This is a genomic window from Actinoplanes sp. NPDC051859 (assembly GCF_044452725.1).
Lineage (GTDB): Bacteria > Actinomycetota > Actinomycetes > Mycobacteriales > Micromonosporaceae > Actinoplanes.
In genome coordinates this window covers 272,404-294,841 of record NZ_JBITBX010000005.1, presented here as the reverse complement: position 1 = coordinate 294,841, position 22,438 = coordinate 272,404, and the positions used below count along the sequence as shown (strand labels likewise).

26 protein-coding genes are annotated in these 22,438 nt (G+C 69.6%); 18 read left to right on the top strand and 8 right to left on the bottom strand.

Annotation, left to right across the window (positions count from 1 at the left end; genetic code table 11):
• Complete coding sequence (locus ACIA1L_RS15330) at positions 1–573, bottom strand: TetR/AcrR family transcriptional regulator (RefSeq protein ID WP_396073321.1); 573 nt, start codon at positions 571–573, stop codon at positions 1–3.
• Positions 574–640: 67 nt separating this feature from the next.
• Between ACIA1L_RS15330 and ACIA1L_RS15325 the strand changes: the two genes are divergently transcribed.
• The 8 genes from ACIA1L_RS15325 (at position 641) to smpB (ending at position 7,476) form a co-directional block, all read left to right on the top strand.
• The gene (locus tag ACIA1L_RS15325; RefSeq protein WP_396073320.1) at positions 641–1,174 is read left to right on the top strand and encodes a hypothetical protein; all 534 of its coding nucleotides are present in this window, start codon (positions 641–643) and stop codon (positions 1,172–1,174) included.
• A 108-nt stretch (positions 1,175–1,282) separates the two neighbouring features.
• Entirely contained in the window at positions 1,283–1,975 is a 693-nt protein-coding gene (locus ACIA1L_RS15320) for an SGNH/GDSL hydrolase family protein (RefSeq protein ID WP_396073319.1), read from the top strand.
• A 148-nt stretch (positions 1,976–2,123) separates the two neighbouring features.
• Positions 2,124–2,555 carry a hypothetical protein gene (locus ACIA1L_RS15315; RefSeq protein WP_396073318.1) on the top strand — a complete coding sequence of 144 codons (432 nt, stop codon included), beginning with the start codon at positions 2,124–2,126 and terminating at the stop codon, positions 2,553–2,555.
• Positions 2,556–2,592: 37 nt separating this feature from the next.
• Positions 2,593–3,906, top strand: coding sequence for an extracellular solute-binding protein (locus ACIA1L_RS15310; RefSeq protein ID WP_396073317.1), 1,314 nt, complete (start codon positions 2,593–2,595; stop codon positions 3,904–3,906).
• Positions 3,903–4,853 (top strand): carbohydrate ABC transporter permease, encoded by a 951-nt coding sequence (locus ACIA1L_RS15305; RefSeq protein WP_396073316.1) that lies wholly within the window; start codon positions 3,903–3,905, stop codon positions 4,851–4,853. Before ACIA1L_RS15310 ends, ACIA1L_RS15305 begins: the two co-directional genes overlap by 4 nt.
• Positions 4,850–5,680, top strand: a complete 831-nt coding sequence (locus ACIA1L_RS15300; protein ID WP_396073315.1) for a carbohydrate ABC transporter permease — start codon at positions 4,850–4,852, stop codon at positions 5,678–5,680. The genes ACIA1L_RS15305 and ACIA1L_RS15300 overlap by 4 nt, the downstream gene beginning before the upstream one ends.
• A 24-nt stretch (positions 5,681–5,704) precedes the next feature.
• The gene (locus ACIA1L_RS15295) at positions 5,705–6,922 is read left to right on the top strand and encodes an ABC transporter ATP-binding protein (RefSeq protein ID WP_396073314.1); all 1,218 of its coding nucleotides are present in this window, start codon (positions 5,705–5,707) and stop codon (positions 6,920–6,922) included.
• Between the two features lie 74 nt (positions 6,923–6,996).
• A complete protein-coding gene (gene smpB, locus ACIA1L_RS15290) occupies positions 6,997–7,476 on the top strand; it encodes an SsrA-binding protein SmpB (protein WP_396073313.1) in 480 nt (159 codons plus the stop codon).
• 33 nt (positions 7,477–7,509) lie between these two features.
• On the opposite strand, the gene ACIA1L_RS15285 is transcribed toward smpB, so the two are convergent.
• Entirely contained in the window at positions 7,510–7,992 is a 483-nt protein-coding gene (locus tag ACIA1L_RS15285) for a hypothetical protein (RefSeq protein WP_396073312.1), read from the bottom strand.
• Positions 7,993–8,072: 80 nt separating this feature from the next.
• Between ACIA1L_RS15285 and ACIA1L_RS15280 the strand changes: the two genes are divergently transcribed.
• The 6 genes from ACIA1L_RS15280 to ACIA1L_RS15255 all read left to right on the top strand — a co-directional run bounded on the left by ACIA1L_RS15280 (position 8,073) and on the right by ACIA1L_RS15255 (position 13,156).
• Complete coding sequence (locus ACIA1L_RS15280; protein ID WP_396073311.1) at positions 8,073–8,975, top strand: hypothetical protein; 903 nt, start codon at positions 8,073–8,075, stop codon at positions 8,973–8,975.
• Between the two features lie 145 nt (positions 8,976–9,120).
• Positions 9,121–10,368 carry a helix-hairpin-helix domain-containing protein gene (locus tag ACIA1L_RS15275; RefSeq protein ID WP_396073310.1) on the top strand — a complete coding sequence of 416 codons (1,248 nt, stop codon included), beginning with the start codon at positions 9,121–9,123 and terminating at the stop codon, positions 10,366–10,368.
• 226 nt (positions 10,369–10,594) lie between these two features.
• The gene (locus ACIA1L_RS15270; RefSeq protein ID WP_396073309.1) at positions 10,595–11,308 is read left to right on the top strand and encodes an energy-coupling factor ABC transporter permease; all 714 of its coding nucleotides are present in this window, start codon (positions 10,595–10,597) and stop codon (positions 11,306–11,308) included.
• Positions 11,305–11,658 (top strand): PDGLE domain-containing protein, encoded by a 354-nt coding sequence (locus ACIA1L_RS15265; RefSeq protein WP_396073308.1) that lies wholly within the window; start codon positions 11,305–11,307, stop codon positions 11,656–11,658. The genes ACIA1L_RS15270 and ACIA1L_RS15265 overlap by 4 nt, the downstream gene beginning before the upstream one ends.
• Complete coding sequence (gene cbiQ, locus ACIA1L_RS15260; RefSeq protein ID WP_396073307.1) at positions 11,658–12,419, top strand: cobalt ECF transporter T component CbiQ; 762 nt, start codon at positions 11,658–11,660, stop codon at positions 12,417–12,419. Before ACIA1L_RS15265 ends, cbiQ begins: the two co-directional genes overlap by 1 nt.
• The gene (locus tag ACIA1L_RS15255; RefSeq protein WP_396073306.1) at positions 12,416–13,156 is read left to right on the top strand and encodes an energy-coupling factor ABC transporter ATP-binding protein; all 741 of its coding nucleotides are present in this window, start codon (positions 12,416–12,418) and stop codon (positions 13,154–13,156) included. The genes cbiQ and ACIA1L_RS15255 overlap by 4 nt, the downstream gene beginning before the upstream one ends.
• Before the next feature lie 7 nt (positions 13,157–13,163).
• Here the strand turns inward: ACIA1L_RS15255 and ACIA1L_RS15250 are convergent, their stop codons facing one another.
• Positions 13,164–13,691, bottom strand: coding sequence for a LytR C-terminal domain-containing protein (locus ACIA1L_RS15250; protein ID WP_396073305.1), 528 nt, complete (start codon positions 13,689–13,691; stop codon positions 13,164–13,166).
• Between the two features lie 499 nt (positions 13,692–14,190).
• On the opposite strand from ACIA1L_RS15250, the gene ACIA1L_RS15245 reads away from it, so the two are divergent.
• On the top strand, positions 14,191–14,616 hold the full coding sequence (locus ACIA1L_RS15245; protein WP_396073304.1) for an STAS domain-containing protein: 426 nt from the start codon (positions 14,191–14,193) through the stop codon (positions 14,614–14,616).
• 94 nt (positions 14,617–14,710) lie between these two features.
• Entirely contained in the window at positions 14,711–15,043 is a 333-nt protein-coding gene (locus ACIA1L_RS15240; RefSeq protein WP_396073303.1) for a hypothetical protein, read from the top strand.
• Positions 15,044–15,067: 24 nt separating this feature from the next.
• Here the strand turns inward: ACIA1L_RS15240 and ACIA1L_RS15235 are convergent, their stop codons facing one another.
• Positions 15,068–16,195, bottom strand: a complete 1,128-nt coding sequence (locus ACIA1L_RS15235; protein ID WP_396073302.1) for a LysR substrate-binding domain-containing protein — start codon at positions 16,193–16,195, stop codon at positions 15,068–15,070.
• A 166-nt stretch (positions 16,196–16,361) separates the two neighbouring features.
• Entirely contained in the window at positions 16,362–17,636 is a 1,275-nt protein-coding gene (locus tag ACIA1L_RS15230; RefSeq protein ID WP_396073301.1) for an erythromycin esterase family protein, read from the bottom strand.
• Between the two features lie 103 nt (positions 17,637–17,739).
• Here ACIA1L_RS15230 and ACIA1L_RS15225 point away from each other — a divergent pair, with 103 nt between their 5' ends.
• On the top strand, positions 17,740–18,477 hold the full coding sequence (locus ACIA1L_RS15225) for a hypothetical protein (RefSeq protein WP_396073300.1): 738 nt from the start codon (positions 17,740–17,742) through the stop codon (positions 18,475–18,477).
• Here the strand turns inward: ACIA1L_RS15225 and bluB are convergent.
• Positions 18,474–19,100 (bottom strand): 5,6-dimethylbenzimidazole synthase, encoded by a 627-nt coding sequence (gene bluB / locus ACIA1L_RS15220; RefSeq protein ID WP_396073299.1) that lies wholly within the window; start codon positions 19,098–19,100, stop codon positions 18,474–18,476. The genes ACIA1L_RS15225 and bluB overlap by 4 nt on opposite strands.
• A 102-nt stretch (positions 19,101–19,202) precedes the next feature.
• Between bluB and ACIA1L_RS15215 the strand changes: the two genes are divergently transcribed.
• Positions 19,203–20,087 carry a hypothetical protein gene (locus tag ACIA1L_RS15215; RefSeq protein WP_396073298.1) on the top strand — a complete coding sequence of 295 codons (885 nt, stop codon included), beginning with the start codon at positions 19,203–19,205 and terminating at the stop codon, positions 20,085–20,087.
• On the opposite strand, the gene ACIA1L_RS15210 is transcribed toward ACIA1L_RS15215, so the two are convergent.
• Both ACIA1L_RS15210 and ACIA1L_RS15205 read right to left on the bottom strand, forming a co-directional pair.
• Positions 20,041–21,900, bottom strand: coding sequence for a SpoIIE family protein phosphatase (locus ACIA1L_RS15210; protein ID WP_396073621.1), 1,860 nt, complete (start codon positions 21,898–21,900; stop codon positions 20,041–20,043). The genes ACIA1L_RS15215 and ACIA1L_RS15210 overlap by 47 nt on opposite strands.
• A 166-nt stretch (positions 21,901–22,066) precedes the next feature.
• Positions 22,067–22,384 carry a type II toxin-antitoxin system PemK/MazF family toxin gene (locus tag ACIA1L_RS15205; protein WP_396073297.1) on the bottom strand — a complete coding sequence of 106 codons (318 nt, stop codon included), beginning with the start codon at positions 22,382–22,384 and terminating at the stop codon, positions 22,067–22,069.
• Positions 22,385–22,438: the final 54 nt, after the last annotated feature.

Below are 22,438 nucleotides of genomic sequence, written 5' to 3'. Positions count from 1 at the left end.
TCACGGGGCCATCAGGTCGTCCAGGTAGGCGGTCAGGTCCGCGGCGGCCTCGGCCGGGGTGAGGTGGCCCGCGAGGATGTGCACTGTCAGGCCGTCGACGACCGTGTGTAGCCGCCGGGCAGCGCGTTCCTGCTCAGTAGCGCCCGGAAGCAGAGCCTTGATCAGGTCGAGGCAGAAGCCCGCCATCGCGGTGAAGTGCAGGCGTTGCACCCGGGCCAACTCCGGGTCGTTGAGGCTCAGCGCGAGGAAGGCAAAGGCGATCGAGGACTCGAGGTGCCTACGCTCGTCCAGGGGCATGGTCTCGCGCAGCAGAACCTCGGCAGCCTCCCGTACGGTGCCGGCAGGCTGGATGGCTTCGATCCGCTGGGTGACCGTGGCGACGACTTCTTCGCAGGCGAAAGCCAGCAGCTCGGCGCGGGTCGCGAAGTAGTGCCGCAGCGCCCCGGATGACCACCCCGACTCAGCGGCCACCGTCCGGATAGACACCTCGGTCACCCCGTCGCGAGCGATGACCCGGCTGACGGCGGCGGCTAGTTCCCGGCGACGCGCACCATGATCGACAACCTTGGGCATTTCCCGATTATCGCACGCATGTGTTATCAAGGATAAGACACGGTCGTGCGAAAACGGGGAGGACGACGTGATCGCTGCGCTCATCGCGTGCGAGATCGGTTTCTGGGTGCTGCTGGCCGCCGGGCTGCTGACGAGATACGTGCTGCGGCGCCGGCGCCTCAGCACCGTTCTGTTGTGGTCCGTCCCCCTGGTGGACGTGGCCCTGCTGGTCTTCGCCGTGTTAGACCTGCGGACCGGAGGCGAGGCGCGGCTGGCACACGGGCTGGCTGCGGTATACCTAGGCGTCACAGCAGTCTTCGGGCATCGAATGATCCGCTGGGCCGACGAACGGGTCGCCCATCGGTTCGCCGGCGGCCCCGCCCCGGTACGGCCACCGCGGACAGGTCCCGCCCACGCAGCCCGCGAGCGACAGGGGTGGCTGCTGCATCTGCTCGCCTACGCAGTCTCGGCTGCCATCCTCGGCGTCTTCACCCTGCTGGTCGGTGATGCAGACCGCACTGCGGCCTTGTGGGCGGTCATGCGGCCATGGGGCTTGGCGGTAGTGATCGACTTCGTCCTTTCGTTCAGCTACACGCTGCGCCCTCGCCGTGAGCAGGGTTGACCGTGAGTCGAATTCGCATTTCTGAGTGCGGAGTCGGGGATTCATGAGCAAATAGGGGCTGTGCATCGGCGCGGGTTCGCTCTCCTGGCGGCCCTGATCCTGCTCATCGTGAGCGCGTGCGGGTCAGGGCCGCACCCGCCCGCGCCGCCGGCTGCCACACCGCCGCCCAGCCCCTCGCCCGCAGCGGTCCCGCCGGCACCGCTGCGGGTGATGCTGCTCGGCGACTCGATCACCGGGTCGCCGGGATGCTGGCGGGCGATGCTCTGGCGCCGGCTGCCCGCCGAACGGGTGGACTTCGTCGGCAGCCGGGCCACCCACGCGTGCGGCACCGACTATGACGACGACAACGAGGGGCACAGCGGTTTCCTGGCTACAGCCATCGCGAATCGGGGCCTACTGCCTGGCTGGGTCGCCACCACCCGCCCGGATATCGTCCTCATGCACCTCGGCACCAACGACGTGTGGCACAACCAGCCGCTGCCGGCGATCCTGGACGCCTTCACCATGCTGATCACGCAGTTGCGCGCGGCGAACCCCGCGATCCGCGTCGTCGCGGCCCAAATCCTGCCGATGAAACCCGCCAACTGCGAGCAATGTGGGCAGCGGGTGGCCGATCTCAACGCGGCCCTGCCGGGCTGGGCCGCCATCCTGTCGACGCCGGAGTCGCCCATCACCCTGGTCGACCAATGGACCGGCTTCGACACCGCGACCAACACCAGCGACGGTGTGCATCCGAACCGAGCGGGCGACCGCTGGATCGCCGACCGGTGGTACCCGGCCCTGCTGGCCGCGCTCGACTGAGGATTCCGGGCGTGCCGCGACCCTGGGTTCAGATGGTGCCAAGGCGCTAAATCGAAGCAGTGTTGACATGGACCATCGGTGCGCGGAAGCTACGAGCAGTCAACTGTTGATTTCTTACCGTTAACTCGCTCGTCGCTGAGGATCCGCCATGGACCTCGTGAAAGTCGGCCAGCTCGCCCTGCTCATGGTGTCGCCCACGCTGATCGTGGGCGCGGCGCTCTACACACCCCGCGTTGTCCGGGCGCTCTGGCAGCTCGCCCGACCAGCACCCCACCCACCGCTACCGGCCACCCCGCCCATCGAGCAGCTCGCCCGACAGCTGCGCCGGCTCATGCACCAGCACGACGACCTGCGCACCAGCACCCGGCCGGGACCGCGCAGCGTACGGCTCCACGCCCTCGAGTCGGCCATCACCGACCTGGCCGTCGCAGCGGCAACCGCACTCGACGTGCCGATGGTCGCGGCCGTCCCGGCGGCCAGCCTGCCCCCGGCCGAGCTGCGCCGATTGCTGCACGACCTGATCGACGCGGGCCTGTCCCTGCCCACCGTCGGCCTGCTGGCGGGCGACCGACCGCGCTGACCCGGCGACGGGTTCCGAGCACGAGAGGAGTACGCCCGTGATCGGCAGCAGAACCTCCGGCCGCCGCAGATCAGTGGCTGCGGCAACCGTGGCGGTCCTCGCCAGTACGGGTCTGGTCGGCTGCGGTGGTGACGCCGGCGGCGCCCGCACCCTGAACTGGTACATCAACCCGGACAACACCGGGTCCACCCAGGAGGTCGCGACGCAGTGCAGTCGCAACTCGAACGGGCGCTACACCATCGCGATCTCGGTGCTCCCCGCCACCGCGGACGGGCAGCGCGAGCAGATCGTGCGCCGGCTCGCCGCCGGTGACCCGTCGATCGACTTCATGACCATCGACCCGCCGTACAACCCGGAGCTGGCTAGCGCCGGGTGGCTGTACGAGTTCAGCGAGCAGGAGCGCGCCGCGCTGCTCACCGACATCCTCGAATCGCCGATCGAGTCGGCCGAGTGGAAGGGCAAGCTGGTCGGGGTGCCGTACTCGGCGAACACCCAGCTGCTCTGGTACCGCAAGTCGGTGGCGAAGGCGGCCGGTGTCGACCCCACCTCGCCGGACTTCACCTGGGACACGATGATCGACGCCGCGGTCCAGACCAACAAGATCATCTCCGAGCAGGGCAAACGGTACGAGGGCTACATGGTGTGGGTCAATGGGCTGATCGAGTCCGCGGGCGGCGCCATCATTCGCGACAACGAGCGCGGCCGGGACGCGACCATTGCCATCGACTCCCCCGAGGGCCAGGAGGCCGCCCGGATCATCAACAAGCTCGCGACCTCGCCCGCCGCCGATCCCGCGCTCTCCAATGCGGACGAGGAGGTCGGCCGGAACACCTTCCAGGGCGACCGGGGCGGGTTCATGCTGAACTGGCCGTACGCGTACGCCTCCCTGCAGGGCAACATCGCCGACGGGATCACCGACCCGTCCGTCCTCGAGGACGTGGCGTGGGCCAGGTATCCGCGGGTGAAGGCGAACCTGCCGAGCAAGCCGCCGATCGGGGGCGCCAACATCGGCGTCAGCAAGTTCAGCACGAAGAAGGACCTCGCCGTCGAGGCGATCCAGTGCCTGGTCTCGGCGCCGATGCAGAAGATCCGCTTCCTCGGCCTGGGCGATCCGGTCGCCACCGGCGCGGTGTACGACGACCCGGACGTCCGCGCCAAGTATCCGATGGCGGACCTCATGCGCGAGTCCATCAACGACGCGGGTCCCCGCCCGATCACCCCGTACTACGGGGACGTGTCCGCGGCGATCCAACGCACCTGGCACACGCCGGCGAGTGTCGACCCGGCCACCACGCCGGCGGAGTCGGCACAGCTGATCGACGACGTCCTGCACGACCGGAGGCTGCTGTGACGCTCACCCGAGGTCCATCGGCGCAGGCAAGAGCGGCGCGTCGGAAGGCTCCCCCGCTCGAGCTCTCCGATCGTGCCCTGCACGAGCGTCGGCTGGGCTGGCTGCTGTCCGCCCCCGCGTTCATCCTGATGCTGGCCGTCACGGCGTACCCGATGGCCAATGCCGTTTATCTGTCGACCTTCAGCTATCGCCTCACCGACCCGGCCGGAAAAGAGTTCGTCGGACTCGGCAACTACCTGGTCGTGCTGAGCGATTCGTTGTGGTGGCAGGACGTGGGCACCACGGCACTGATCACCCTGGTCACGGTGTCGCTCGAGCTGGTCATCGGCTTCACCCTCGCGATGGTCATGCACAAGATCATTTTCGGCCGCCGGACCGTCCGCACCTCGATCCTTGTTCCGTACGGCATCATCACGGTCGTCTCCGCCTTCGCCTGGCGTTACGCGTTCGCCCTAGACTCCGGCTTCGTCAATGGCTGGCTGGGCCTCGACGACTTCGACTGGTTCGGCCAGCGCTGGTCGGCGCTGCTCACCATCTGCGCCTCCGAGATCTGGAAGACCACGCCGTTCATCGCCTTGCTGCTGCTGGCCGGGCTGGCCCAGGTCCCCGACTCGTTGCTGGAAGCGGCCAACGTGGACGGCGCGACGTTCCGCCAGCGGCTCTTCAAGGTGATCATTCCCAACATGAAGGCCGCCATCATGGTGGCGCTGCTGTTCCGCACGCTGGACGCCTGGCGGGTCTTCGACAACGTCTTCGTCATGACCGCCGGCGCCAGCGGCACCGAAACGCTGTCCTTCCTCACCTACCGACAAAGCATCACCCGGGTGGCGCTCGGCATCGGCTCAGCCGTCTCCGTGTTGCTGTTCCTCTCCGTCCTGCTGATCGCCTTCATCTTCATCAAAGGCTTCAAGACCGACCTCGGACAGGTACGGGGGGACCGCCGATGACCACGTCCCGACGCGAACAGGCGGCCTGGATTATCGGCGCCGTCCTGATCTTGCTCTACACGCTGACCCCGATCGCGTGGATGGTCTCGCTGTCCCTCAAACCCGGCGACGACATCTACAACAAACAGTTCCTGCCGACCGAGTGGAGCCTGGAGAACTACCGGACGGTGTTCCAGACCGACCTGTTCACCAGCGCCCTGCGCAACTCGATCGGCATCGCGTTCATCTCGACCACCCTCAGCGTCGTCATCGCGATGTTCGTGGCGTACGCGATCGCCCGCCTCGACTTCCCCGGCAAGAAGCTGATCCTGTCCGTGGCGCTCGCGATCGCCATGTTCCCGGTGATCTCCCTGATCGGGCCGCTGTTCGACATGTGGCGGGCGGTCGGGTTGTTCGACACCTGGCTCGGACTGATCATCCCGTACATTTCCTTCACCCTGCCCTTGTCGATCTGGACCCTCTCCGCGTTCTTCCGGGAGATCCCGTGGGAGATGGAGCAGGCCGCCCAGGTCGACGGCGCCACACCCTGGCAGGCCTTCCGGCGCGTGATCGTGCCGCTCGCCGCACCCGGCGTCTTCACCACGGCGATCATCGCGTTCTTCGCCGGCTGGAACGACTTCGTCTTCGGCGTCTCGCTGACCTCGACCGACGCCGCCCGCCCGGTCCCCGCGGCGCTCGCCTTCTTCACCGGGGCCTCGCAGTTCCAACAGCCCACCGCCGCGATCGCCGCGGCCTCCGTCGTCGTCACCGTCCCCATCGTCATCGTCACGCTGATCTTCCAGCGTCGCATCGTGGCCGGACTCACCTCCGGTGCCGTCAAGGGCTGAGCCCGGCTAGCGAAAGGACCCGAGATGGCAGCCATCACGATCAAGAACGTGGACAAGAAGTACCCGGACGGCTACCACGCCGTGAAGGACGTCAGCCTGGACATCGCCGACGGCGAATTCATGATCCTGGTCGGACCGTCCGGCTGCGGCAAGTCCACCCTGCTACGCATGATCGTCGGCCTCGAGGACATCACCGCGGGCGACCTGCTCATCGGCGGGCAGCGGATGAACCAGAAGGCGCCCCGCGACCGCAACCTGTCCATGGTGTTCCAGAACTATGCGCTCTACCCGCACCTGACCGTGTTCGAGAACATCGCCTTCCCGCTGCGCCTCAAGCGCACCCCCGACGCCGAGGTCCGCGAACGGGTCAACGCCGCCGCGGACACCCTGGAGCTGGGCGAACATCTCGACCGCAAGCCCAGCCAGCTCTCCGGCGGTCAACGCCAGCGCGTCGCCATGGGCCGCGCCATCGTCCGCCAGGCCGACGCGTTCCTGTTCGACGAGCCGCTGTCCAACCTGGATGCCAAACTGCGCGGACAGATGCGTACGGAGATCCTGCGCATGCAGCGTCGACTCGGCACCACCACCGTGTATGTCACCCACGACCAGACCGAGGCCCTCACCCTCGGCGACCGGGTGGCCGTGCTCCGCAAAGGCGAGCTCCAGCAGGTCGCCAGCCCGCGCGAGCTCTATGAAAGCCCCGCGAACCTGTTCGTCGCCGGCTTCATCGGCTCACCCCCGATGAACTTCCTGCCCGCCGCGGTCCGCGATGGACAACTGCGCCTGCCGTTCCTGAGTTGTCCCCTGCCCGACGCGTTGGCCGAGTCGGTCACCGACGGCCAGATCCTCATCGCCGGCATCCGCCCCGAATACTTCGAGGACGCCACCCTCGTCGACGACCGCAAACGCGACCGCGGGGTCACCTTCTCGGTCGAGGTGGACGTCACGGAATGGCTGGGCAACGAGCAGTACGCATTCATTCCGTACGAGGCTCCGGCGGACATTGCCGAACAGCTCGCCAGTCTGGAACGGGAGCTCGACAGCGAACGGATGCGCACCCAACTGGTGGTCTCCCTGGATCCGACCAGCCGGGTCCGCGACGGGGAGAAGGCGTCGCTGTGGCTCGACCCGTCCCGCATCCTGCTGTTCGACCCGCGTACGGGAGATAATCTGACCCGTCGGGAAGCCGGCGGCCGCCACGCCGAGGCCGAGGCACCCCCGCAGCCCGCGGTGGAGCCCTGATATCCGGTCGGCTGCGGCGGGGCGGGCACGTAGGCTCGGGCGGTCAGCGCAGAGCCCGAGTCGAGGAGACGCCCGTGCCCCGGGAGACCGGCCACAAGATCATCGCGTCGAACCGGAAAGCGCGGCACGACTACGCGATCCTCAAGACCTATGAAGCCGGCCTCGTCCTGGCCGGCACCGAAGTGAAATCCCTGCGCGCCGGCTACGCCTCGATCGTCGACGCGTTCGCCCAGGAACACGAGGGCGAGATCCTGCTCTACAACCTGCACATCGCCGAATACGGCTTCGGTTCGTGGACCAACCACGCGCCGCGGCGCACCCGCAAGCTCCTCCTGCACCGGGTCGAGATCGCCCGCATCCTCGACAAACTCCGTGAACCAGGCATCGCTCTGGTGCCGCTGTCCCTCTACTTTCAGGACGGCTGGGCCAAGGTGGAACTCGCCCTCGCCAAGGGCAAGCGCGAATACGACAAACGCCAGACACTCGCCGAACGCGACGCCAACCGCGAGATTGCCCGTGCCCTGGGCCGACACCTCAAAGGCCGAACCCGCTGAGCCCACGCCACCGCCGATCGTCGCCCTCGACCACTAGCGGCCCTCGCCGGGCAGCGGAAGCTCGGTCGCCTCGGCCGGACCGAGGGAGCGCGGCGAATGCTCCGGTGCGGCGAGGTCGCTGCGCGAATACCTGCCCTGGTGGCGCGTCACGCTCACGGCGATGACCTCGATCGGCGGCGGGGCGTCCGCGATGCGACCCGGACCCCACCGCACCCAGAACGGGATGCGGCCCTCCTCGGCCTCAGCGAGGAGCTTCTCGACCGTACGTTTGCGGTCGGTGTGATCGACCTCCACCACGACCGGCGGCGCGCCGGGCCGAGCCAGCGCGACATCCAGGACGGAATGCTGACGTTCCATGGGCGGCGGCAGCCGCATAACGCTCGGTGCCCGCCGGTAGACCCGCCAGCCCTGCTCCTCACCCCACTCGACGACCGCATCGATCAGCAGCGCCGTCACCTGCTCCTGGGTGAGCCCGCTGAACGTCAGCGCCGTGAGCCGGTCGGCCAGATCGTCCACCAGGGCAGCCTATCGACCCGGGAGCAGCCCGCCACGCCTCGGTACCGCGCGACGCACCCCGGTGATGACAGGATGCCCGTATGACGACCCTCGATCCGGTGACAGCGCCCGCACCCGCCACGACGACGCTCGATCCAACGGTGGCCCGCGAAGCCTGGCGCCTCGCGGAGCCGCTGCACGCGATGGTCTACTTCGCGCCCGAAGCCAACGAAAGGTTCGAGGCCCTGGGCATCTCACCGCGAGCGGGCTACTTCGCATCCCGCGGCGGCGCCTTCGGCCCGGTCGGGCCGGGACCGGTGACCGCAAGCTTCTACAACTTTCACCCCCGCTTGGTCGCACGCTACCTGCCGGCGGTCTGGGAGCTGACCGACCCCGCAGCCGTCATCCAGGCGCGCCTCGACGCGGCCAGCGCCGCCCTCACCCGCGGCCTCGGCACCGAAACTCTGCGCAGCGACCAGGTCACCGAGGCCGCGACACTGATCCGCCGTGCCGCAGAATCAGCACCCGCCCACCTGTCCGGCCGCCCGCTGTACGCGGCACACACCGACCTCGCCTGGCCCGAGGAGCCGCACCTCGTTCTCTGGCACGGCCAGACCCTGCTCCGGGAATTCCGCGGCGACGGCCACGTGGCGGCGCTACTGTTCGCCGGCCTCAGCGGCCTCGAATCGATGGTCCTGCACACCGCCTCCGGCGAGGCCGACGAGCGTTTCCTGCGGACCAGCCGCGGCTGGAGCCAGGACGAATGGACGGCCGCAGCGGACAGCCTGCGCGCACGTGGCCTGCTCGCCGACGACGGACTCACCGACGAGGGCCACACCCTCCGAGCCCACATCGAAGCGCACACCGACCGGCTCGCCGCACCGGCCTACGAGGTGCTCGGCGTCGACGGCTGCCAACGGCTGGCGGAGCTCGTACGCCCCCTCAGCCGCACCCTGGTCAAGGCAGGCTTCCTCGCCGGCGCCCTCCCCGCCCGGTCGAACTGACCCGGTTAGCGCCCCAGGGGTTCATTCCTCCCGGTCAACCTGGGAGTCTGCGCGGGGATCGACGGCGGTTCGCTGCCTGACCAGGAACGGCACTCCCCTATGATGCGCCGGACATCCGCATCAAGAAGCGTCCGGAGGCCCAGTCGTGGCACAGTTCCTCTACCTCCTCGCCGGGCTCGTGATCGGTGTACTCGCCGGTTGGCTGCTGCGAGGGCGCCAAGTCACCGCAGCCCAGCAGGCCGAGGCGCACACCGCCACGTCCGCAACCCCCGCCCCTGCCCCCGTCGTGCTCCCCAGCTCGGAGCCGACGACGGCAGGGGACGTCGATTCCGCGCCGGCAGTCACCGGTGCCGAGCCGGCCCCAGCAGCCACCAGCGCCGAGCCGGCCCCAGCAGCCACCAGCGCCGAGCCGGCCCCAGCAGCCACCAGCGCCGAGCCGGTGCCGACAGCCACCAGCATCGAGCCGGTGCCGGCAGCGGTTACCGAGCCTGCCGTCGCCGCGGACGAGTCCCCGGAGCCGGCCGTGATTCCGAAGCCGGCCGCTCCGGCAGAGCCGATCACCAGCCTGGAGCCGGTTGACGAGACCGAGGTGACCCTGCGCTTCGACCCGGCCGTCGCCGCCGAGCCGAAGAGCGACACTGCGGTGACCGAGCCGAGCACCGACCTCGCATCGGCACCTACGTTCGGGGCGGCGACTGCCTCCGAGCCGGTCCGCACGGGAGAGCCGGACTTCACGGCCGCGTCTGACCGCACGGCCGTCCCGGTTGAGTTGGTCGGCGCAAGCGAGCCGGGCGGGGCTACCGCTGTGAACGAGTCGGCGGTGCAGGGCGAGCCGGTTGTCAGCAGCTTCGAGCCGAGCACGGTCTCGACCAGCCAGCTAACTTTCGAGACGGCGTCGATTACCGCAGACGTGCCGGACCGCGCGGCGAAGCCGGCGCCCACCGATGAGCCGGACACAGCGACGAAGCCGACCACCACCGAGCCGGCTGCCACCACCGAGCCGGCTGCCGTAACGGAGCCCGCGGCCGAGCCGGTTGCCTCGGCCGAGCCGGCTGGTCAGGCGGGGGTTGTCCCGGTGGGGACGTTGGTGACCAAGCCCGTAGTCCAGTCGCTGACCGCGATCCCGGTGCAGGGCGGCTCCGCGGACTCACCTTCGGCGCCGGACGGCTCCGCGGACTTCGCGCTGGTGCATGAGCCGGACGATCTGACGAAGATTGCTGGCATCGGGCCCAAGATGGCGATGGCGCTGGCGGCCGGTGGGATCACGACCTACGCGCAGCTTGCCACGTCGGATGAGCAGACCATTCGGGCTGCCATCGCCGCGGCCGGGATGCGTTCAGCGCCTAGCCTGGCTGCTTGGCCGGAGCGGGCTCGGGCGCTGACTCAGGGCTGACATTCACTGAGCGACATGCCCTGAATACATAGCGTGGCTGATTTCGCCCGTCCGGTGCATACCGGGCGGGCGATTTCGCGTCGGGCCAGGGCAGCCGCATGCACTACCGGATTCCGTATGCGCGGCGTCTCCGGGACCTGCCCCTGTGACCTAGTTGCCACCCCTAGGCAACAGCAGGTCATGCCCAATATGCTGGCCCCGCCACGACCAGCACCAGGGAGGCCCAATGGACACCATGGCGATGCACATCGCCAACGGGATCGTGAGCGGCCCGGTGTCGGCAGTCTTTGCCGCCTTCGCCGCGCTGGCGCTCGCGTTCTGCGTGTGGCGAGCCCGCGCCGATCTCGACGACCGACTGGCACCGATGGCGGGCCTGGTGGCCGCGTTCATCTTCGCCGTCCAGATGCTCAACTTCCAGGTGCTGCCGGGTGTCTCCGGGCACCTGCTCGGTGGCACGCTCGCCGTGGTCCTGGTGGGACCGTGGGTCGGCGCGCTGTGTGTCTCCACCGTGCTGATCGTGCAGTGCTTGCTCTTCGCCGACGGCGGCCTCACCGCGCTCGGGTTGAACATCACCAACATGGCCGTCATCGGTACGGCGGCCGGCTACCTGCTCGTCGCGGGCCTCATGCGAGTGCTGCCCAAGACCCCGGCCGGCGTCGGCTCCACCGCATTCGTCGCTTCCGTCATCGGAGTGGTGCTCGCCTCGCAGGGCTTCGTGTTCGAGTACTGGCTGGGCGGCACCACCGAGCTGAACATGACCACCATCGCCGGGACGATGGCCGGGGTGCACACGCTGATCGGCATCGGCGAAGGGTTGATCGCCGCCACGACCGTCGCCACCGTGGCCCGCGTACGCCCGGACCTCGTTTATGCCCTGCGCCGGTTCCGCACGGCGCCCGTCGTGGCCGAGCCGGCCCCCGTCGCCGGAGGTGTCGCGTGAGCAAGCGATTCGGCTGGTTCCTCGCCTCAGGGCTTCTCGTCGCGCTGCTGCTCGCCGGCGTGGTCAGCGCCTTCGCCTCCGGCAGCCCGGACGGCCTCGATGCGACCGCGCGAGAGGGTTGCACCTTCAACGCGGAAGACGAGATCACCGGCGGCAAGTGCATGGTCCAGCAGGAAGCCGACCACCAGCTGGCCGACAGCCCGCTCGCCGACTACGGCATCAAGGGGCTGAGTGAAGGCCCGCTGTCCACCGGACTCGCCGGGGTGCTCGGCGTGTTCGTCACCTTCGCCATCGGCGGCGGATTGTTCTGGCTGGTCCGGCGACGCCCGGAATCAGAAGCCAAGGTCTAGTGGGCGCCGGCCACGCCCACCCGTTGCACCTGGACCGGCCCAGTCCGGTCCACCGGCTCGCACCGCAGGTCAAGATCCTCGCGATGCTGCTGTTCACCCTGGTAGTCGTGGCGACTCCCCGGGAGGAATTCGCGGCCTTCGGCGGGTACGCCCTGCTGCTCGCCGCGGTAGCCGTCGCCGCCCGCGTTCCAGCCCTGTGGCTGACCAAACGCGCCACCATTGAACTCCCGTTCGTGCTGCTCGCCGTAGCCCTGCCCTTCGCGGGCCACGGCGAGCACGTCGAGTGGCTGGGCCTGTCGCTCTCCGTCGACGGCCTCTACGGCGCGTGGAACATCTTCGCCAAGGGCACCCTCGGCGTCCTCGCCTCACTCCTGCTCGCGGCTTCCACCACGATGCGTGACTTGATTCTGGGACTCGATCGGCTGCGCTGCCCCGCGGTGTTCACCCAGATCGCCACGTTCATGCTGCGCTACCTGGACGTCCTCGCCGACGACGCGCGGCGGATGCGCATTGCTCGGCTGTCCCGCGGTTACGATCCGCGGTTCCTCTGGCAGGTGAAAGCGTTCGCGGTCAGCGTGGGATCCTTGTTCCTGCGAGCGTACGAACGGGGTGAAAGGGTCTATCTGGCGATGGTGTCACGCGGCTACGACGGACGGATGCCCCGGCCCGACACGGGTGGCGCCTCCGCGGCTCAGTGGGCCCAGTCCGCGGTTCTTCCCGCCGCGGCTGTCGCCATTGCCGTCACAGCGGTGCTGCGATGAGCCTGCGCGTCAGCGGCCTCACGTTCGCGTACCCGGATGGCACCGTCGCTCTTCGTGGGGTGGACCTCGACCTCGCCGAGGGCGAGCGTGTCGCCCTGCTCGGCCCCAACGGCGCCGGCAAGACCACGCTGGTGCTGCACCTCAACGGCATCCTGCACGGCGGCGCCGGCACGGTCGACGTCGGCGGCCTCCGCGTGGACGCCCGCGACCGGGGACGACTCGCCGAGATCCGGCGCCGGGTCGGTATCGTCTTCCAGGACCCGGACGACCAGCTGTTCATGCCGACGGTCGCCGAGGACGTCGCCTTCGGCCCGACCAACCTCGGTCTGCGCGGCCCCGAACTCGCCGAGCGCGTCGACGAGGCCCTCGCCGCGGTCGGTATGTCCGCACATCGCGACCAGGTGCCCCACCACCTGTCGTTCGGGCAGCGCCGCCGCGTCGCCGTCGCCACGGTCCTCGCCATGCGCCCCGAGCTGCTGGTGCTCGACGAACCCTCGTCCAACCTGGACCCGGCAAGTCGCCGCGAGCTCGCCGAGATCCTTCAGCGGCTGCCCGTGACCGTGCTGATGGTCACGCACGACCTTCCGTACGCGATGCAGCTCTGCCCGCGCTCGGTCATCCTCGACGGCGGCCGCATCGCGGCCGACGGAACGACCACCGACATCCTCGCGAACGACGAGCTGCTGCGCGCCCACCGGCTGGAGCTTCCTTACGGCTTCCATCCGGTGGGCCCGTAGCTCCTTCTCAGGTAGCGGCGCGGCACGACCCGGGCGGAGGCGTCGGCTCGCCCAGGTAGCCGATCGACTGGTTGACCTCGGTCAACGTCCCGAGCTGCTGGTAGCCCTTACCGATCACCACATCCACCACGGCACCCTTACGCTCGGCGTCGTAAACAGGCTCCGCCTTGTTCAGGAAGTACGCCTGCACGAGCTGGGCGGCGCCGACAGCTTCCGGACCGAAGCGCAGAACTGCCACGCCGTCGAAGCGCTTCTTGTTCTCCGCGGGCTTCTGCACCTGGAACCTGCGGTTGGCGAAATCACCCGACACACCCTCGGCCAGCCCCTGCGTCGCCGTGCCGTTGAAGATCTTCACCGTGACGTGCTGCGGTCCGTTCGGCACTCGCAGGCTCGCCACCGGCGCCCCGGCCGGGCAATCCGCTCCGGCGACGGCGGCACCCTGCGTGTCGCGGATGACCGCGACGATGACCACCACCAGCGCCGCAACGGCGAGAAACCCGACAAGGAAGAAGGCACGGACCCGTGTAAAGCTCACGGATCGCGACGATAGCGGTCGCCAGCAAGCCCGCCGCCACCGGCCGCAAGGCCAACGAATGGCGCCGCCGGGTCCACCATCATGTGGCCGCACGATTGGCGAACATCGCGCCCGTACGAAGGCCGGCCAGGACCGCTCCCGCACGAAGGCCAGCCAGGACCGCGCCCGCATGAAGGCCGGTCAGGGCCGCGGCCGCGCACGGTGTGCGTCATGCGGCGGCTGCGCGAGGTGGGTGAGCGCGGTGCGGTGCTGGTTCTGGGGTAGGGCTGAAGGGGTGGCGAAGCCGGCGCATGGTCTCAGCGCTGTGGTCCGGGACCCGGGTCTCGGTGGACGGGTCATTCTCGGAGGTCGCGGCAAGGAACAGGGAGGTCATGGGAGGTTCCTCTTCGGTCGGTGCTCGGGGATAAACCACCACTACCCCCACTTGGTCCGGCCAATCCGGACAGCGGCGTCGCCCGATCGAGGGATACGCAAGGCCGCGATTGGTACAAAGGTTGCCATGCACGCAGACCACTTCTCCGTTACCCGGGTCATGATCGATGGCGGGCGCGAAATCTGCGTCCGTCTTGCCGGCGATCTGGATGCCGACGCCCGCACCGTGCTGCGCCGCGAGCTGTACGACGCCGTCCACGACAACGGGGCGCCGTTGCTCGTCGTTGACCTGCAGGAGACTGCTTTCGTGGGGTCGGAGACCATCGGCGCACTGCTGGACGGTCTGGTGCGGGCGCAGGAGGCGGGCAAGGCAGTCCAGATTGTCAACGCGCGGGGTGTAGTGCGAACTGTCCTGCAGGTCACGGGGGTGCTTGACCTGTTCGGAGCGACGGCCGAGTCGTCCGCGAGGCTCGCTGCCTTTGACGGGGGTGCAGTGCTGCCGTTGCCACCTGCCCCCGCCCTACCGGCGCATTGGGGCCGAGCAGCAGGCTGAGCGGTAAAGCTCGAGCACCTGCGCCAGACCTTGCACCTTGGCAAGGAATACCGATTTATCATGGTTGTTCAGGCCAAGGTGAGGCGGGGGCGCCATGACGCACGCACAGCCGGAGTTGCCGGTGCCGGAAGAGCTGGAATGGGCACTGGACGAGGCGAACAAGGAAGTCGTGGCGATTGCGCCCGGGTGGTTTCGGGCGTGGCCGAGTGGCGACGAGAAGTGGTCCGCGGTCAATGTGCGGGCGGCTACTCAGGTGATCGTCAACCACAGTCGGGAGGACGGTCGTCATCCCGATGCCTGGACCGTACGGGCGTTGTTCGGCGACAAGGCAGTGGAGCTGCGCGTCGGCCCGTACGACAACCGGGCTCAAGCGATCTGGGTCGCCAACGCTGTCCTCAGCATCGCCTTCGCCGGCGACCGTCGATGAGCGACGCCGCACGGGTGAGGCGCTTCACTTTCCCTTTGTCGTGGCAGCTCGGCTGCCTCGGGGACCAGAGCGACCCGATTCTCCCGAACCCGCTCCGGGACGCTTGACCGAAGCCGGATGCGCTTCCGGCCGCTTCACGGAGGCAGGATGCGCGTCTTGCCGCTTCACGACCGCCGCCACGGGCGCCAGCGGCCGCGGCTCCGGAGCGCCCGGCAGCGCAGCGCTGGGGAGTGGCTCCCCCAATCCTTCCCGGTCCAGCTGCGCCGCGGTGGCAACCAGCGCTCCCACCGTCGCCCGGATGGCAGGTCGGTCCGTGGTCTCGGCGCGCCAGACGGCGTACACGTGGCGGGCCAGGGTGGGGGTGATGTCCACCAGGCGGACACCGGGTGGGACGCGATCGCGGCCGAGGCGCGGGATGAGGGCGATGCCGAAGCCGGCGGAGACCAGTGCGAGCTGGGTGGCGTATTCCGCGACGGCGTGTTCGATGTGGGCGTCGACGCCGTATTCGCGCAGGGTCAGACGCAGCCAGTCGCCGCAGACGGTGCCGCGGGGCCAGCTCACCCAGGTGTCGCGGGCCACTTCGGCGATGTCGACGGTGGCGCGGTGGGCGAGTGGGTGGGTGACCGGCAGGGCCAGGTCGATCACGTCGCTCATCAGGCTGGTCTGTTCGAGGTCGCCGGTGAGCGACAGCGGGGCGTTGAACGAGTCCTGGACGACGGCAATGTCGATGTCGCCGCGCACCACCCGCGGGATCGACTCGATCGGGTCCTGCTCGTGCAGGACCGTGTGGAGCTGCGGATAGTCGGTGCGCAGCCGGGACATGGTGCGCGACAACAGGCCGCGGGCCGCGGTCGGGAAGGCAGCGATCGACAACCGGCCGACCACCGCGCCGCGGTGGTCTTCGAGGGCAGTCTCCGCCGCGTCCACCAGGGACAGAATCTGCTCGGCGTGGTCGACCAGCAGCTTGGCGGCCTCGGTGAGGCGGACGCCGCGGCCGTGCCGTTCCAGCATGACCTGGCCGACGTCGCGTTCGAGTTTGGCGAGCCGCTGGGATACGGCCGAATTCGTGATGTGCAGCGCGTCGGCAGCCGCGTTGATCGAGCCGCCGGTGGAGACCGCATGGAGTGCGCGCAGCAAGCTGAGTTCAAGCATGGACTTCCACCTGATCCCACCCCCCGTGCCGCATGGCTTCCTTGGGAGGTATTCAACAGGTATCCGCGCCGGACCGCCACCGGGCCGGGCAGCATCCGTGCTGACATGGTCCGATCGGCCGAGGCGGACTACTGTGGACGGACCAGGTGACCCCCCCAGGGCAAAGTCAGACACCCGAGGGGAACGTTTCCGGCTCTCGGGTGTCGATGCCGACCGTGTGCAGCGGGCGAACGGCACTGGTGTCGTCGAACCACAGGAACGCGTCGTAGCGCTCCCCGAGGACGGTCGGGACGTAGTTGCCCCAGCGTTCGCGTTCCGGGCGGTAGACCACGCCGATAGCCCGGTGCGTCAACTCGTCGGTCAGCAGCGGCGGTTGCTCGGCGCGGGGTGGGAAGACGAACAGGGCGCGCTCCGGCGCCGTCGCGTGCAGCACGTCCTCCAGCGAGTCGGGCCGCGCGGGTGGCACACCCAGGACTTCCATCGGCGCGCCCCAGGCATTGCCCGCGATCACCGTGCCGCGGTGGCCGCCGAAGCCGACGAGCAGCACCCGGTCGGCGCCGTACCGTTCGCGGGCGAGCTCGCCGATGGTCACCTCGCCGTGCAGCGACTGGTCGGTGGCCCGCGCGTCCCCGATGTGCGTGTTGTGCGCCCAGACGACCGCCTTGGAGGTCGGCCCGTAATGGTGGAGGAGACGGTCCAGGGTGTCGTCCATGTGCCGGTCGCGGACGTTCCACGACGCGGGACCGCCCAGCACCATGGCGCGGTAGTACTGCTCGGCGCCGGCGATGACCTCAGCGTTCTGCCAGGCAGCGAAGGACCGCGCTGCGGCCCGCTCGCGCAGGTCCACCAGCAAACGGATGACCTCACGCTCGCAGGTCGCGCCGACGAAGCGGGTCGCCCAGGCATAGGACTGCGGATCTTCCGCGTACGGTTCGAAGCATCGGTACGCGTCCAGGGCTGCGCCCACCTGATCGGGATCGGTCTCACGCAGGTACACGAGGATCTCGCGCAGCGACTCCCAGAGCGAGTAGACGTCGAGCCCGTGGAAGCCGATCGGGCGTTCCCGCGCCCGGTTGTAGACGCGCAGCCATTGACAGAAGTCGACGACCTCCTCGTTGGCCCACATCCACGTCGGCCACCGGTCGTACGCCAGCAGCGCCGCACGGGGATCGTCCGGCGCGCCGGGAGCCGCCCGCACGCTGCGGTCGACCCGCTCGCAGTCGGGCCAGTCCCCTTCGACGGCGACGAAGGAGAAGCCCTGTTCCTCGATCAGGCGCCGGGTGAGAGCGGCCCGCCAGGCGTAGTACTCGTGGGTGCCGTGGCTGGCCTCGCCCAGCATGACGACCCGGGCACCGGCGGCACGATCCACGAGGACGTCGAGGTCACTGGGGTCGGTGAGGCGGGTCGCCAGCGAAGCGACTTCGTCGCCGTAGCGGGACATAAGGCCTGACTACCCGGCTCCGCAGCCGGCATACGTCCGATGATTGACCGTCGCCGTGCACCGGCGGCGAGACCACGGGAACCCGCCTGCCACAATCGCGATCATGAACGTGGTGACGGTGACCGAGCCGGTGTCGGTACGCAGGTGGCGCTGGTCGGACGCGGTCCGGATCCTGCTGGCCGTGCTGTGGCTGGTGGCCGCGGCGACCACCTGGTGGACGACGCCCCGCCAGGTCGATTTCGCGGACGCGCAGGCCGCCCTCGCCGACGGTCAGGTGACGGTGTTCCAGTGGGGTGACCTCTGGGACGGCTCCGAGGATCTGTGGTTTGGCGACCCCCAACTGACGTCGTCCGGTTCGCGGGGTCCTTTGTTCGCCTGGCGCACCCCGGACCACCGGGTGTTCTGGGTCGAAACCGGAGAATTCCACCAGAGCTCTGCGTCGGACCCGGCCGACGGGGATTACGCCAGTGCCGGCGCGGCGCTGCTCGGACATGACTTGGACACTCGCGGACTGGGCCATCGATCGGGCAACCTCACGCCCCTGCACACGCTGGTCGCCGTCCTGACGATCGTGCTCGGCCTGACCTTCCTCGTGGTGCTCGTCAACGGCGCGGCACCCCGGCGCGCCACCCGGTGGTACTGGTTCTGGATCGGCCTGCTGGTCCCGTACGGAATCGGCCTGCTGTTCTGGTTGGGCCGGGATCGCTCGGCAGGAGCGGAGCAGCGAGCGAGTGGGTTCGTCGGCCTGGGTTTAGGGGTCGCCGCGATGCTCTTCGGCGGCATCCTGATGGTCGGGCTGAATGCCGTCTTCGGTGACCGTTGGGTGCCGCTGAGCCCCTAGCCGTTCCAGCGGTCCTCGTGCCGGGCCAGGTGCAGCGGCCGGCGGCGGCGCCAGCCATGCCGCTCCAGGTCGGGCACGTCGTGTAGCCGGCTGACCGGGCCGACGCAGAGCCAGGCGACCGGCCGCACCCCGGCCGGGATGCCGAGCAGGTCCTGCAGGTAGTCCTCACGGTAGAACGAGACCCAGCCCACCCCGAGGCTTTCGGCGGTGGCCGCCAGCCAGAGGTTCTGGATTGCCAGGCACACCGAGTAGAGGCCGGCGTCGGCGATGGCGTGCCGGCCCAACACCGCCGGCCCGCCCCGCTGCGGATCGTAGGTGACCACGATCGACAAAGTCGACTCGCGCACGCCGTCGATCTTGATGCGGGCAAACCGGGCGGCTGCCGCGGCGTCCAGCGTCGCCGCGAAGACGTCCCGTTCCTGGCTGATGTGCTGGTGGAAGGCTGCGCGGACGGCGTGGTCGCGAATGACGACGAAGTCCCAGGGCTGGGACAGGCCCACGCTGGGCGCAGCGTGCGCGGCCGCCAGGATGCGGTCCAGGGTGGCGTCCGGGATGGGCGCGCCGGTGAACTCACCACGGACATCGCGGCGGCGGTCGATGACGTCATACAGGTCGTGAATCATGTCGGGCAGGGCACCTCGCAGACAGTTCGTGCCGTGGGAACGCTATCAAGTCCACCAACGCGCGCACTGTCCGCTGTGGAGAGCATCTGCGACGATGCGACCGTGATGATTCGCGACCTCGTGACCCCGTTCGCCGCATTCGCCGCCGCACCCGCCGGCGACGACCTGGTCGGCCGGTGGCGTGCGCAGGTCGTCGAGCCGCATGCGGAGCTGCATCGCGCGATCGCACCCTGGCTGGACCCGGCCGATGCCGCCCGGCAGTTGCCGGACCTCGTGCAGCGGCGCGCCGACCTTGTCAGCCGAGGGCGGCGTGCCCACGAGGCCGTCCAGCGGGCCGCCGTCCTGTTGCGGCAGGTCCTGCCGGACGCCGGCGCGGTCGACGCGGTGGTGCTCGTGGGGCTGGGCCGGGCAAACGGGTGGGCCACGGCCGTCAGCGGCGTGCCGACGCTGTTCATAGCAGTCGACAAGCTGCCGGAACCCGGCTACGACGTGGCGTTGGCACTGCACGAGCTGCTCCACGCTGAACACCTCCGCCGAGCGGCCCGGGATTGGCCCGAGGACCGCGTCGACGCCGACCTCTTCCGGGAGGGGCTGGCCGTGCACCTGACGGCCCGGCTGCTCCCCGAGATCGACGCCAGCGGTCAGCTGTGGTTCGAGGCGGGCCAGGACGGTTGGATCGACCGCTGCGCGCGGGCGGAACCCGTGTTGCGACACCGGGCGCTCGCCGAACTACGCCGCAGCGACGTGTCGACCCGCTGGTTCAGCGGTGCCAGCGATCGCGTCGGTGAGCTGCCCGGCCGGTGCGGGTACTGGCTCGGGTGGCGCCTGGTCGAGCACCTGCTCGCCGACACCCCGCTGGAGGTGGCGCTGCACTGGTCGTTGCCCGACGTCTCCACCCGCCTGCAACACCTGCTCGAACTGCCGAACGGCTGCTCCGACGTCAGCGGCTCCGCAGGAAGTGCCGCAGATCCTGCGTCTCGCCGGTGATCGGTCGCACGGCAAGGATGCAGGTGTCATCGTCCGGGTTAGCGCGACGCAGCCGGCTGAGCAGCTCGGCGAGCGGCTGGCGGGGCGAGGCCGCGACCGCCGCGTCGACCGTACGGATGACCGCCTCCAGGCCGTCGTCGAGGCCACGACTGCGGTGCTCCACCAGGCCGTCGGTGTAGCAGAGCAGCACGTCACCGATGTGCAGGTCGAGAGTGGCGCATTCGTACGCCGCGTCCTCGACCACGCCGAGCATGGGGCCGGCCGGGCGCGGCAGCGGTGCGGTGCGGCCACCGCGGGACAGCAGGGGTGGCGGGTGGCCCGCCTGCGCCCAGGTCAGGCGGCGCCGGACCGGATCGAAACGGGCAACGATGGCGGTGGCCGCGGTCTCCGGCGTTTCCGCGTCGAGGTCGCAGGTGAGCCGGTTGAGATGGCCGAGCAGCACACTCGGGTCGTTGGTGGTCACGGCGAGCGCCCGCAGGGAGTGCCGCAGCTGGGCCATGGTGGTGGCGGCCTGGGTGCCGTGACCGGCGACATCACCGACGGCGAGCAGCACAGAGCCGTCGCGCAGGGCAGCCGCGTGGTACCAGTCGCCGCCGACCATGCCCTCCTGTTCGGCGGGAAGGTAGCGAACCGCCACCTTGAGGCCGGGCAGCGCCATCGGGCCATCCGGGATGGGCAGGATGATCTGCTGGAGCCGCGCGGCCAACTGGTGTTCGGCGTCGAGGGAACGGCGCTGCTCAGCGAGCTGGGATTCGACTTCGGCGAGGCGCTGGTCGCTGGCCTCGCGGGCGGTGACGTCCTGGACGATGCCGAAGATGCGCAGTGGTGCACCACTGGCGTCACGGACCGCGTCGACGACCGACCGCAGATATTTGATCCGGCCGTGGAGAAGAATCCGGGTGGTCACGTCGACCTGCTCACCGCGATGGAACGCCTCGGCCGCGGCCAGGCGCAGCGGGAGGTCCTCGGCAACGGCCAGGGCCTCGGACTCCGCACGGGGCAGCGGCCCGAGCGCGGGATCACGCTCGTAAATGCGGTAGAGCTGCGCGGACCACCGCACTTCGCCGCTGATCAGGTCCCATTCCCCCCAGCCGAGATTGCCCAGCCGCTCGGTGGCGGCGATGCGCTCCCCCGCTGCGGGATGGTGGTCGTGGCGTTCCCAGGTCACCAGCAGACCGGGGCCGAGCCGGTGCGCGCGCACGGTGTAGCGGCCGCCGGGGTGGTCGAAGGGGCCGATCTCCGCGGGTTCGCCGGTGTCGAGGATCCGTTCGTAGCGCAGCCAGCGCTCGCTGACCAAAGTCTGGGGGAACAGCTCACCCATCCGGGTACCGGTCAGGCTGCGGCCGTGCCGACCGTCGGCGCTGACCGCTTCGGGGCTGACGGCCGCAAACTCCAGGTCGGCGAGGCGGCCGTTCGCGTCGCGGAGCGGAATCAGCAGCGCGTGCTGGCCGGGAATCGCATCGAGGACCGCTTGGACCGTGTGCGGCCAGGCGTCGGGGCCACCGACCGGTGGCGCGCCGGGGACCGCCGCCGGATCGAGCCACAGCGGCCCGGGATCCGGGACCAACTCGGTGGTCTGCTCGGGCACGTCGAGCAGGCTGATCACACCCGCGGCGACCTCGACCAGATCGCGGCGCTGCTCGTCGCTCATCCGCAGCAGGTGGCGGTGAGCGTCGGCAAGGAGGCAGCGGGTACGCCCGGCGAGCAGCCCCACCGCCCGGTCGACAACAGCGCGAGCGGCGTCGCCGGAGGGCCGGTGCGCGGCCGTACGCAAGCTCTCCATCGCCTCGAGGTACGCCTGCCGACCACCCATTCGGGTCACTGCCCCCTCCCCCTACGCCGGCACCGCCGACCTCCGCATGTCCCTCTTGGATACGCCAGGGCGCGCCGGAGCGTCATCCCCCGAACAACCCCACCCACATCCCACCAGCGGCGCGATCACACCGGGATCACCCGGACGGGCTACCGTGGGCGGCTGATCAGAGCTCGAAGAACTCACGCATCGCGTCGGTCAGGCGGGCCATGCTGGCGCCGGTGATCATGCCGATGCGCTCGACCCCGACCGAGTCGGGCAGCCGGCGCATCCGGTTGATCACGACGACGCCGGTGATGGGATCCTGCTCAGTGAGCGCCACCGCGTACGGCGGGAGCTCGGTGACGCCGCGCTGCCGCACGATCGGCGCGCAGAACGGCGAGGCGTTGGTCCGCTCGTTGTAGCTGTCGGAGGAGAGCACGAGGACCCGGTAGCGCAGGTCGGTGCGGCTGCTGCCGATGGTCCAGATCTCGCCGCGCTTCACGCGCCGAGCGTACCGTCGCTGCCGATCTCCCTGCGCGGTGGCGTCGCCGCGGCG

Excerpts from the sequence above, each read along its gene's own strand:
- ACIA1L_RS15330 (WP_396073321.1), bottom strand. The coding sequence starts at position 573 with ATGCCCAAGGTTGTCGATCATGGTGCGCGTCGCCGGGAACTAGCCGCC.
- ACIA1L_RS15315 (WP_396073318.1), top strand. The coding sequence starts at position 2,124 with ATGGACCTCGTGAAAGTCGGCCAGCTCGCCCTGCTCATGGTGTCGCCC.
- ACIA1L_RS15300 (WP_396073315.1), top strand. The coding sequence starts at position 4,850 with ATGACCACGTCCCGACGCGAACAGGCGGCCTGGATTATCGGCGCCGTC.
- ACIA1L_RS15295 (WP_396073314.1), top strand. The coding sequence starts at position 5,705 with ATGGCAGCCATCACGATCAAGAACGTGGACAAGAAGTACCCGGACGGC.
- ACIA1L_RS15280 (WP_396073311.1), top strand. The coding sequence starts at position 8,073 with ATGACGACCCTCGATCCGGTGACAGCGCCCGCACCCGCCACGACGACG.
- ACIA1L_RS15270 (WP_396073309.1), top strand. The coding sequence starts at position 10,595 with ATGGACACCATGGCGATGCACATCGCCAACGGGATCGTGAGCGGCCCG.
- ACIA1L_RS15255 (WP_396073306.1), top strand. The coding sequence starts at position 12,416 with ATGAGCCTGCGCGTCAGCGGCCTCACGTTCGCGTACCCGGATGGCACC.
- ACIA1L_RS15245 (WP_396073304.1), top strand. The coding sequence starts at position 14,191 with ATGCACGCAGACCACTTCTCCGTTACCCGGGTCATGATCGATGGCGGG.
- ACIA1L_RS15240 (WP_396073303.1), top strand. The coding sequence starts at position 14,711 with ATGACGCACGCACAGCCGGAGTTGCCGGTGCCGGAAGAGCTGGAATGG.
- ACIA1L_RS15235 (WP_396073302.1), bottom strand. The coding sequence starts at position 16,195 with ATGCTTGAACTCAGCTTGCTGCGCGCACTCCATGCGGTCTCCACCGGC.
- ACIA1L_RS15230 (WP_396073301.1), bottom strand. The coding sequence starts at position 17,636 with ATGTCCCGCTACGGCGACGAAGTCGCTTCGCTGGCGACCCGCCTCACC.
- ACIA1L_RS15225 (WP_396073300.1), top strand. The coding sequence starts at position 17,740 with ATGAACGTGGTGACGGTGACCGAGCCGGTGTCGGTACGCAGGTGGCGC.
- bluB (WP_396073299.1), bottom strand. The coding sequence starts at position 19,100 with ATGATTCACGACCTGTATGACGTCATCGACCGCCGCCGCGATGTCCGT.
- ACIA1L_RS15210 (WP_396073621.1), bottom strand. The coding sequence starts at position 21,900 with ATGGGTGGTCGGCAGGCGTACCTCGAGGCGATGGAGAGCTTGCGTACG.